The sequence below is a fragment of the Pseudomonas sp. 3JA genome, from assembly GCF_036961705.1.
In the GTDB taxonomy this organism is placed as follows: Bacteria; Pseudomonadota; Gammaproteobacteria; order Pseudomonadales; family Pseudomonadaceae; genus Aquipseudomonas; species Aquipseudomonas fluorescens_Q.
Window position 1 is genome coordinate 124,648 of sequence record NZ_JBAMDJ010000016.1, and the last position, 11,186, is coordinate 135,833.

Annotated in this window: 8 protein-coding genes; 2 read left to right on the forward strand and 6 right to left on the reverse strand. The window is 62.6% G+C overall.

Translation table 11 applies throughout. The annotated features are described in order from the left end of the window. Window positions 1-135: 135 nt before the first annotated feature. The 5 genes from V7773_RS14945 to V7773_RS14965 form a co-directional block, all read right to left on the reverse strand. Window positions 136-3,153 (reverse strand): sarcosine oxidase subunit alpha, encoded by a 3,018-nt coding sequence (locus V7773_RS14945; RefSeq protein WP_092221481.1) that lies wholly within the window; start codon window positions 3,151-3,153, stop codon window positions 136-138. Then, window positions 3,150-3,479: a sarcosine oxidase subunit delta gene (locus V7773_RS14950; RefSeq protein WP_014340581.1), complete on the reverse strand. Its 330-nt coding sequence runs from the start codon at window positions 3,477-3,479 to the stop codon at window positions 3,150-3,152. The genes V7773_RS14945 and V7773_RS14950 overlap by 4 nt, the downstream gene beginning before the upstream one ends. A gap of 14 nt (window positions 3,480-3,493) precedes the next feature. Then, a complete protein-coding gene (locus V7773_RS14955) occupies window positions 3,494-4,744 on the reverse strand; it encodes a sarcosine oxidase subunit beta (RefSeq protein ID WP_003206307.1) in 1,251 nt (416 codons plus the stop codon). Window positions 4,745-4,765: 21 nt separating this feature from the next. After that, complete coding sequence (gene glyA / locus V7773_RS14960) at window positions 4,766-6,019, reverse strand: serine hydroxymethyltransferase (RefSeq protein ID WP_003206308.1); 1,254 nt, start codon at window positions 6,017-6,019, stop codon at window positions 4,766-4,768. 308 nt (window positions 6,020-6,327) lie between these two features. Next, the gene (locus V7773_RS14965; protein ID WP_092146313.1) at window positions 6,328-7,032 is read right to left on the reverse strand and encodes a TraX family protein; all 705 of its coding nucleotides are present in this window, start codon (window positions 7,030-7,032) and stop codon (window positions 6,328-6,330) included. 195 nt (window positions 7,033-7,227) lie between these two features. Here V7773_RS14965 and V7773_RS14970 point away from each other — a divergent pair, with 195 nt between their 5' ends. Continuing rightward, entirely contained in the window at window positions 7,228-8,268 is a 1,041-nt protein-coding gene (locus tag V7773_RS14970) for a threonine aldolase family protein (RefSeq protein ID WP_336074014.1), read from the forward strand. Window positions 8,269-8,421: 153 nt separating this feature from the next. Here V7773_RS14970 and gbcB read toward each other — a convergent pair whose 3' ends face one another. Then, window positions 8,422-9,522 carry a glycine-betaine demethylase subunit GbcB gene (gbcB, locus tag V7773_RS14975; RefSeq protein WP_060743118.1) on the reverse strand — a complete coding sequence of 367 codons (1,101 nt, stop codon included), beginning with the start codon at window positions 9,520-9,522 and terminating at the stop codon, window positions 8,422-8,424. Between the two features lie 283 nt (window positions 9,523-9,805). Between gbcB and gbcA the strand changes: the two genes are divergently transcribed. Then, window positions 9,806-11,101 carry a glycine-betaine demethylase subunit GbcA gene (gene gbcA / locus V7773_RS14980; RefSeq protein ID WP_336074015.1) on the forward strand — a complete coding sequence of 432 codons (1,296 nt, stop codon included), beginning with the start codon at window positions 9,806-9,808 and terminating at the stop codon, window positions 11,099-11,101. The last annotated feature ends 85 nt before the right edge of the window (window positions 11,102-11,186 follow it).

The following is an 11,186-nucleotide window of genomic DNA, read 5'->3' on the forward strand; positions in this document are numbered from 1 at the left end:
GTGGAGCACCTGTCTCGTAGATTGATCGTTCCCACGCGCTGCGTGGGAATGCCGCCATGGACGCTCTGCGTCCGCTTTTGGGACGCGGAGCGTCCCGGGATGCATTCCCACGCAGCGCGTGGGAACGATCAGGTATCAAATATTCTGCCGATCCCCCTTCGGATCGAAGAACACCGAAGAAACAATCTCTGCCTCGATCACACTGCCGTCGGCCAATGGCGCGAACACGCGCTCGCCCATCCGCTTGAGGCCACCCCTGACCACACCCATGGCAAATGAATAACCCAGGGAGTTGTGGGCATAGCTGGAGGTCACGTGGCCAACCATGGTCATCGGGATCGCCTGCTTGGTGTTGAACACCAGTTGCGCGCCTTCCGGCAGCCAGACATTCGGGTCGATCGGCTTGAGGCCCACCAGTTGCTTGCGGTCTTCACGCACGCAATCTTCGCGATTCATGCCGCGCCAGCCGATCCACGAGAACGGTTTGGTGCGGCCTACGCACCAGCCCATGTTCAAGTCGTCCGGGGTCATCGAGCTGTCGGTGTCCTGGCCGACGATGATGAAGCCCTTCTCGGCCCGCAGTACGTGCATGGTCTCGGTGCCGTACGGGGTCAGGTTGTATTTCTTGCCCGCCTCGACGATCTGCTCGAGCACGCCCATGGCGTAGTCGGCCTGCACGTTGATTTCGTACGACAGCTCACCGGTGAACGAGATCCGGAACACCCGCGCCGGCACGCCACCCACCAGGCCTTCCTTCCAGGTCATGAACGGGAACGCGTCCTTGTCCAGGTCGATGTCGGTGACTTCGCTCAGCAGCTTGCGGCTGTTGGGGCCCGACAGGGTCATAGTCGCCCAGTGATCGGTGACCGAGGTGAAGTACACCTTCAGGTCCGGCCATTCGGTCTGGTGATAGATCTCCAGCCATTGCAGCACGCGCGCCGCGCCACCCGTGGTGGTGGTCATCAGGAAGTGGTTGTCCGCCAGACAGGCCGTTACGCCGTCGTCGAAGACCATGCCGTCTTCCTTGCACATCAGGCCGTAGCGGGCCTTGCCCACGTCGAGCTTGGTCCAGGCGTTGGTGTAGACGCGGTTGAGGAACTCACGGGCGTCCGGGCCCTGGATGTCGATCTTGCCCAGGGTCGAGGCGTCCAGCAGGCCGACGCTGTCACGCACCGCCTTGCATTCGCGCTTGACCGCGGCATGCAGGTCTTCACCGTTTTTCGGGAAGTACCAAGGGCGCTTCCACTGGCCGACGTCTTCGAATTCGGCACCGTTCTTCACATGCCAGGCATGCAGCGCGGTGAAACGTACCGGCTCGAAGATGTGCCCACAGTGCCGGCCAGCCACCGCGCCGAAAGTCACCGGCGTGTAGTTCGGACGGAACATGGTGGTGCCCATCTGCGGGATGCTCACGTTCAGCGAACGGGCCGCGATGGCCAGGCCGTTGACGTTACCCAGCTTGCCCTGGTCGGTACCGAAGCCCAGTGCGGTGTAGCGCTTGACGTGTTCCACCGACTCGAAGCCTTCGCGGGTGGCGAGTTCGATGGCGGCGGCGGTGACGTCATTCTGCAGGTCGACGAATTGCTTCGGCGCCCGTGCAGTGGATTTTTCGTGAGGCACCTGGAACAGCGCCAGGGTTGGCTCTTCATGACGGCTCAGGGCTTTGGGCAACACGCCTTCCACTGCCTTGAAGCCGGCTTCGCTGGCCGCGCGCACGCCGCCCTCGAAGCCATCGGCCAAGGTATCGCCGAGGCTGTAGACACCGTTCACACCACCGACGCATACGCGCTTTTGCGGTGCTTCGCCCGGTACGAAACCGAGGATGTCTTCACGCCAGATCGGCTTGCCGCCCAGGTGCGACGCCAGGTGAACCACCGGGCTGTAGCCGCCGGAGCTGGCCACCAGGTCGCAGTCCAGCCATTCCCCAGGGCTGGTGACTTTATGGGCGCGGACGTCGATCGCGGCAACACGTGCCCCGGTGACGCGCTTGCTGCCACGGGCTTCGATCACGGCGCTGCCGGTGAGGATGCGGATGCCCTTGGCGCGGGCCTCTTCCACCAGCGCGCCACGCGGGTTGCTGCGCGCGTCGGCCACGGCCACCACTTGCAGGCCGGCGTCGAACCAGTCCAGGGCCACCCGATAGGCGTGGTCGTTGTTGGTGCTCAGCACCAGTTTCTTGCCCGGTGCCACGCCGTAACGACGCACGTAGGTGGACACCGCGCCGGCCAGCATGTTGCCCGGCACGTCGTTGTTGCCGTAGACCAGCGGACGCTCGCAGGCGCCGGTGGCCAGGACCACGCGCTTGGCGCGGACGCGGTTGATGCGCTGGCGAACCTGGCCGATCGGTGCGCGGTCACCGAGGTGATCGGTGAGGCGCTCGTGGATGGTCAGGAAGTTATGGTCGTGGTAACCGTTCACCGTGGCACGAGGCAGCAACACCACTTCTGGCATCGCGCGCAGTTCGGCCACCGCCGCAGCGACCCATTCGGTCGCCGGCTTGCCGTCCAGGCTCTCGCGGGAGTCGAGCAGGCTGCCGCCGAACTCTTCCTGCTCATCGGCCAGGATGACGCGCGCACCGCTGCGGGCCGCGGCCAGTGCGGCGGCCAAACCAGCAGGGCCAGCGCCGACGACCAGCACGTCGCAGTGACGGTTCATGTAGTCGTAGGTGTCCGGATCGTTCTCGGTCGGCGAGCGACCCAGGCCTGCGGCCTTGCGGATGTACTTCTCGTAGGTCATCCAGAACGATTGCGGGTACATGAAGGTTTTGTAGTAGAAACCCGGCGGCATCAGCTTGCCGCCGACCTTGCCGAGAATGCCCATCATGTCGTTGTTCACGTTCGGCCAGCCGTTGGTGCTGGTGGCGACCAAACCTTGGTACAGCGCCTGTTGCGTGGCGCGCACGTTCGGGATCTGCGTGGCTTCGGTGGCCCCGAGCTGCAGCACCGCGTTCGGCTCTTCTGCGCCGGCGGCGAAGATGCCGCGCGGGCGGGAGTACTTGAAGCTGCGGCCAATGATGTCGACGCCGTTGGCCAGCAGTGCAGCGGCCAGGGAATCGCCCTCGAAGCCTTTGTAGGTCTGGCCGTTGAAGGTGAAGCTCAGCACTTTGTTGCGGTCGATCCGTCCGCCGTTGGACAGGCGATTGATCTGGCTCATACCTTCTCTCCCAGAGCCTGTGCAGCCGCTTTCGGACTGTCAGCCTTGTCGGTGAACTGCGGCTTTTGGCCGATCTTGTAGGTTTCGAGAATCTCGTAGGTCACGGTGTCACGGGTCACGTTGAAGTACTGGCGGCAACCGGCGACGTGGTCCCACAGTTCATGGTGCAAGCCGCGTGGGTTGTCACGGAAGAACATGTAGTCACCCCACTCCTCGTCGGTGCAGGCGTTCGGATCCAGCGGGCGCGGGATATGCGCCTGGCCGGATGCATGGAATTCCTCTTCGGAGCGCAGTTCGCCGCAGTGAGGACAGAAGATGTGCAACATAGGGATTTCTCCTGTTAGTGGGCGACGGCAGCAGCGCCGTGTTCGTCGATCAATGCGCCGTTGTGGAAACGGTCGATGGAAAACGGCGCGGCCAGTGGGTGCATTTCACCCTTGGCCAGGCTTGCAGCGAAGACGTTGCCCGAGCCCGGGGTGGCCTTGAAGCCGCCGGTGCCCCAACCGCAGTTGAAGAACATGTTCGGCACCGGGGTCTTGGAAATGATCGGGCAGGCGTCCGGCGTGGTGTCGACGATGCCACCCCACTGACGGTTCATGCGCACCCGCGAGAGCACCGGGAACATTTCGACGATGGCCTGGATGGTGTGTTCGATCACCGGGTACGAACCACGCTGGCCGTAGCCGTTGTAGCCGTCGATACCGGCGCCGATCACCAGGTCGCCCTTGTCGGACTGGCTGATGTAGCCGTGCACGGCGTTGGACATGATCACGCTGTCGATGATTGGCTTGATCGGTTCCGACACCAGCGCTTGCAGCGGGTGGGACTCGATCGGCAGGCGGAAGCCGGCGAGCTTGGCCATGTGTCCGGAGTTACCAGCGGTCACCACGCCGACGCGCTTGGCGCCGATGAAGCCCTTGTTGGTTTCCACGCCGATGCACACGCCATTTTCCTTGCGGAAACCGATCACTTCGGTCTGCTGGATCAGGTCCACGCCCAACGCGTCCGCCGCCCGGGCAAAGCCCCAGGCCACGGCATCGTGACGGGCCACGCCGCCGCGACGCTGGACGGTGGCGCCCATCACCGGGTAGCGGGTGTTTTTCGAGCAATCCAGGTAGGGGATCTCGTCGGCCACTTGCTTGGCGTTGAGCAGCTCGCCGTCCACGCCGTTGAGGCGGTTGGCGCTGACCCGGCGCTCGGAATCACGGATGTCCTGCAGGGTGTGGCACAGGTTGTAGACGCCACGCTGGGAGAACATCACGTTGTAGTTCAGGTCCTGGGACAGGCCTTCCCACAATTTCATCGCGTGTTCGTACAGATGGGCCGATTCGTCCCACAGGTAGTTGGAGCGCACGATGGTGGTGTTGCGCGCGGTGTTACCGCCGCCCAACCAGCCCTTCTCGACCACGGCCACGTTGGTGATGCCGTGTTCCTTGGCCAGGTAATAGGCGGTCGCCAGGCCATGCCCGCCACCGCCGACGATGACCACGTCGTAGACTTTTTTCGGTGTCGGCGTACGCCACATCCGCTGCCAGTTTTCGTGATGGCTGAGAGAGTGTTTGAAGAGGCCGAAGCCCGAATAGCGTTGCATAGTCATTACTCCAAAACCGACTCAGCGATAAACCGGGAAGTCCGCGCACAGGGCCGCTACTTGCTGCGCGACATTGGCCTCGACATCGGCATCGCCGAGGTTGTCGAGAATGTCGCAGATCCAACCGGCCAGCGTGACGCACTGGGTCACCTTGAAACCACGCGTGGTCACCGCCGGGGTGCCAATGCGCAGGCCCGAGGTCACGAACGGCGATTGCGGGTCGTTCGGCACGGCGTTCTTGTTGACGGTGATGTGGGCGCGGCCCAGGGCAGCATCGGCGTCCTTGCCGGTCAGGCCCTGACGGATCAGGCTGACCAGGAACAGGTGGTTATCGGTACCACCGGACACTACATCGTAGCCGCGCTTGATGAACACGCCAGCCATGGCCTGGGCGTTATCGATCACTTGCTGCTGATAAGCCTTGAAGCCAGGCTCCGCCGCTTCCTTGAAGCACACCGCCTTGCCGGCGATCACGTGCATCAGGGGGCCGCCCTGGGCGCCGGGGAAGACCGCAGCGTTGAGCTTCTTCTCGATTTCTTCGTTGGCCTTGGCCAGGATCAGGCCACCACGCGGACCGCGCAGGGTCTTGTGGGTGGTGGTGGTGACCACGTCGGCGTACGGCAGCGGGTTCGGGTACAGACCGGCGGCAACCAGGCCAGCCACGTGGGCCATGTCGACGAACAACAGAGCACCGACCTTATCGGCGATCTGGCGGAAACGTGGGAAGTCCAGGGTCTTGGAGTAAGCGGAGAAACCGGCCACGATCATTTTCGGCTTGTGCTCGACCGCCAGGCGCTCGACTTCGTCGTAGTCGATCAGGCCGGTGGTGGTGTCGATGCCGTATTGCACCGCGTTGTAGAGCTTGCCCGAGGACGACACCTTGGCGCCGTGGGTCAGGTGACCGCCGTGGGCCAGGCTCATGCCCAGGATGGTGTCGCCAGCCTGCAGCAGGGCCAGGTACACGGCGCTGTTGGCCGAAGAACCGGAGTGCGGCTGGACGTTGGCGTAATCGGCACCGAACAGTTGCTTGGCGCGCTCGATGGCCAGGGCTTCGACTTTGTCGACGTGCTCGCAGCCACCGTAGTAGCGCTTGCCTGGATAGCCTTCGGCGTACTTGTTGGTCAGGCCGCTGCCCTGGGCCTCCATCACGCGCTTGCTGGTGTAGTTTTCTGACGCGATCAGTTCGATGTGATCTTCCTGGCGTTGCTCTTCGGCGTTCATCGCCGCCAGCAGTGCATCATCGTAGCCTTGGATTTGGTCTTGCTTGCTGAACATCGCGTCTCTCCCAGCGGCGGCGGTGCGCCTTTCGTCTCGGTGAGGCACGGACCGTTCGGTCGTGCCCTTTGGATGCGATGGTATGGCTGGCGCAGGCATGTCAAATGCCTATGGACGCCACGCAAAGGTGCGTTTACGACATGCACTCAAATGGAATGGAACACCGACCCTGTGGCGAGGGAGCTTGCTCCCGCTCGACTGCGAAGCAGTCGCAAAACCGGCAAACGCGGTGGACCTGACAAATCGTATTCTCAGGCCTTGGGGCTGCTTCGCAGCCCAGCGGGAGCAAGCTCCCTCGCCACAAGGGGTTATGCGGCGATCTGGCGAACCACGAGCAACACCAGAAAATGCGCCGGATAAAGGCCATACGCCCAACGCCGCATCGCTGGAGGATGAAAACGACCGGCCTGTCGCAAAACCACCCACCCAAGCCCCGGCGCGATCAGGCAAGCCAACAACCCCCAGAGCGCCACCGCATCCCCCAGCCACGCCGCGCCATACAACACTCGCCATTGATTGGCCGCCACGCAGACTACCCCTGGCAAAGCCGCGAAATACCAGGGTCGGCGCAACACCAGTAGCGCGGCCAGCGGCAGCAGCACACCGAAGAACCCGAACATCAGCCGCGACGAAAACAGCGCCGCCAATAGCAACGCCATCGCGGCCAGGCACCGCGCCTCCAGGGTGGGCGTCTGCCAGCAGCGCGCCACCAACAACCCCAACACCAGGGTTGGCATCACATTCAGGGTGGTGGGGTCGGGAATGAACAAGCGGTAAGGGATTTCACTGACGGCACTGAATAGCAGCAACCAGCCCAGGTAACGCCATGGAGCGACGTGGGTTCCACCGCGCCCCAGGTTCGCCGCCATCGCCAGGCAGAACCACGGGAACGCCAACCGTCCTGGCACATACAACCAATCGACGGAAAAACCGACATATCGCAGATGATCGAGGACCATCGACAAAAGAGCCAGCCACTTGAGCAGGTCCAGGGCGCCGTCACGCCGGCTCATGTGTATAGCGGCCCGAAGACCTTGTGACTTTCTGACAGCAACATCCGGTGTGTTCCCCCGCTAATCTTGGGTAAAGTGCGCACCAGTATCGACCACGGCGCTGTGGACCCAAACACGCCGAACCATGGAACGCCCCATCCAGGCATTCCGCCAGGGATCTCTTTACCCAGGACTCTCTATTCAAGGAGCAAGGCCATGACCGACAAGAGTCAACAGTTTGCCAGCGACAACTATTCCGGCATTTGCCCCGAAGCCTGGGCCGCCATGGAAGAAGCCAACCAGGGCCACCAGCGCGCCTACGGTGACGACGAGTGGACCCATCGCGCGGCGGATGATTTCCGGGCCTTGTTCGAAACCGACTGCGAAGTGTTCTTCGCGTTCAATGGCACGGCGGCCAACTCCCTGGCGCTGTCGTCGCTGTGCCAGAGTTACCACAGCGTGATCTGCTCGGAAACCGCCCACGTCGAAACCGACGAATGTGGCGCGCCAGAGTTCTTCTCCAACGGTTCCAAACTGTTGGTCGCGCGCACTGAAAACGGCAAGCTGACCCCCGAGTCGATCCGCGAGATCGCCCTCAAGCGCCAGGACATCCACTACCCCAAGCCCCGGGTCGTGACCCTGACCCAGGCCACGGAAGTCGGCAGTGTCTACACCCCGGAAGAAATCCGCGCCATCAGCGTCACCTGCAAGGAACTGGGGCTGAACCTGCACATGGACGGCGCGCGCTTTTCCAACGCCTGCGCCTTCCTCGGCTGCTCCCCGGCCGACCTGACCTGGAAGGCCGGTGTGGACGTGTTGTGCTTTGGCGGTACGAAAAACGGCATGGCGGTGGGTGAAGCGATCCTGTTCTTCAATCACGACCTGGCCGTGGACTTCGACTACCGCTGCAAACAGGCCGGGCAACTGGCATCGAAGATGCGTTTCCTCTCCGCGCCCTGGGTCGGTTTGCTGCAAAACCAGGCCTGGCTCAAGCATGCCCGCCACGCCAACCACTGCGCCCAATTGCTGGCAGAGCTGGTCAGCGACATTCCCGGCGTGGAACTGATGTTCCCGGTCCAGGCCAATGGCGTGTTCCTGCAACTCTCGGAACCGGCCATCGCCGCGCTGACCGCTCGCGGCTGGCGCTTCTACACCTTCATCGGCAAGGGCGGCGCGCGGTTCATGTGCTCGTGGGATACCGAAGAGGCGCGGGTAAGGGAATTGGCGGCGGATATTCGGGAAGTGATGAGCCTTTAAGGCGACTCCCAAAGCCCGGGTGGCTTTGGGACTTTTGTGGCGAGGGAGCTTGCTCCCGCTGGGCTGCGCAGCAGCCCCCAGATTTCAGAAGCGACGACTGCTACGCAGCCGAGCGGGAGCAAGCTCCCTCGCCACAGGGGGCTCACTGCAGGATCAGAACTCGATCCGCACATCCCCCTTCGGCACGCTGCAGCACGACAGGATGTAGCCCTCGGCCTCGTCGTCCTCGGTGATCCCGCCGTTGTGATCCATCTCCACTTCCCCGCCTAGCTTCAACACCTTGCAGGTGCCACAGATGCCCATGCCGCAGGCCTTGGGGATCATCATGCCGAGCTTGGCAGCCGCAGCGTGCACGGTTTCGCCCGGTCCCACGCGAATGCTCTTGCCAGAGGAGGTGAACTCCACCAGGTGCAGGTCCGCCGCATCGACTTCCGGCGCGTCGGCAGCCTGTTCGGCTTGCTCCACGGCGTCGGCGCGGGCTTCCGGTGGTGTAGCGCCGAAGGATTCCTCGTGATAACGCTTCATGTCGTAGCCAGCCGCTTCCAGCAGGCGCTTGACCGCGGTCATGTACGGGGTCGGGCCGCAACAGAACACTTCGCGTTCGAGGAAGTCGGGCACCATCAATTCCAGCATCTTGTGGTTCAGATAACCGCGATACCCGGCCCAGGGCTCACCCAGGCCATGTTTTTCGCAGATCAGGTGCAGGCTGAAGTTGTCGATCCGCGACGCCATGTGTTCCAGCTCGCGGTGGTAGATGATGTCCTTGGGCGAGCGGGCGCTGTGGATAAAGGTCATGTCGACATTGGCGTTGGTGTCGTAGAACCAGCGCGCCATGGACATGCACGGTGTGATCCCCACGCCACCGCTCAGGTACAGGACTTTCGGGCTCGGGAAATCGATGGCGTTGAACAACCCCACCGGCCCGTGCACCGCCAGCTCCTGGCCTTCATGCAGGGTGTCGTGCAGCCAGTTGGAAACCTTGCCCCCCGGCACGCGCTTGATGGTCACCGAAAAACTGTAGGGCACCGACGGCGAACTGGAGATGGTGTAGGAGCGCATGATCGGCTGGCCTTCGATTTCCAGCTCCAGGGTGACAAACTGCCCCGGCTTGAAAAAGAACATGATTGGCTGGTCGGCCATGAAGCAGAACGTGCGCACATCCCAGGTTTCCTGGATGACTTTGACGCAACGTACGATATGTCGGCCATTGGCCCAGGTCTGGGTCGTGACCGGGTTCAGGAAGTTATTGGACATGCTGATCTCCACGGCCGACTGCCGGCCTTCATGTTGGCGATTGTGCGCAGGCGCCTGAACGGCCATTTACCTATCTGCGACATTCACATACTTATCGCGACCAGCCCTTAACTACCGGGGCTTGCGCGTCGGGAACAGATTGGGCCATGTCGCCCATGGATAAGGTTCGGCCCCTGCGCGGCCCCACACTCGCTCCCACAGACAAACACAATTTTCTGCCTTGCGTAGCACAACCGATCAGCCACTTTTTGATGGTCACGTAGAGGGCCATGAGGATAAAACGATGGACGTCACCACTACCCTGAGCCTGGGCGATCCGCTGGAACCCGCACGCAAGGCCACCGCACAGATGCTACAGGAACGCGAGCGCACGTTCTCGTTGCCTCAGCCGTTCTACAGCGATGAGCGTCTGTTCGATATCGACATGCAGGAAATCTTCCAGAAGGAATGGTTGATCGCCGGCATGACCTGCGAAATCCCGACCAAGGGTAACTACCTGACCCTGCAAGTCGGCAAGAACCCGATCATCGTGATTCGCGGCGCCGACGGCGTAGTGCACGCGTTCCATAACGTCTGTCGTCACCGTGGCTCGCGGTTGTGCACCAGCGACAAGGGCAAGGTTGCCAAACTGGTTTGCCATTACCACCAGTGGACCTACGAACTGGACGGTCGCCTGCTGTTCGCCGGCACCGAAATGGGCGCCGACTTCGACATGAAACAGTACGGCCTGAAACCCGTGAACGTGAAGACCGCCGGTGGCTACATCTTCATCAGCCTGGCGGAGAACCCGCCGGCCATCGATGACTTCCTGTCGACCCTGGCCCATTACATGGAACCCTACGACATGGAAAACACCAAGGTGGCGGTGCAAACCACCTTGATGGAAAAAGCCAACTGGAAGCTGGTCCTGGAAAACAACCGCGAGTGCTACCACTGCGGCGGCGCGCACCCGGAACTGCTCAAGACCCTGCTGGAATGGGACGACATCACCGACCCGCGCGCCGACCAGGCGTTCAAGGACCACGTGGCCGCCTCCGCCGCCGCGTGGGAAGCCGAGAAGATCCCTTACGCCCACGCCAGTTTCGGCCTGCGCAACCGCATCGTGCGCATGCCGCTGCTCAAGGGCACCGTGTCGATGACCATGGACGGTAAGCAAGGCTGCGCCAAGCTGATGGGCCGCATCAAGAACCCGGACCTGGGCTCGATGCGCATCCTGCACCTGCCGCATTCATGGAACCACTGCATGGGCGACCACATCATCGTGTTCACCGTGTGGCCGATCAGCGCCCAGGAAACCATGGTCACCACCAAGTGGCTGGTGCACAAGGACGCGGTCGAAGGCGTGGACTACGACGTGGCGCGCATGCGCCAGGTCTGGGACGCCACCAACGACCAGGACCGTCGCCTGGCCGAAGAAAACCAGCGCGGCATCAACTCCACCGCCTACCAGCCAGGCCCGTACTCCAAGACTTATGAGTTCGGCGTGGTGAACTTCGTGGATTGGTACAGCGAGCGCATGCTCAACAACCTCGGGGCTGAACCGGCACCGTACCTCAAGGGCGTTCCGGTCCAGGGCTAAAACCAGGCGCTTCGGTTGGAGATCGTTCCCACGCTCCGCGTGGGAATGCAGCCCCGGACGCTCTGCGTCCCGAAAGCCGAACGCG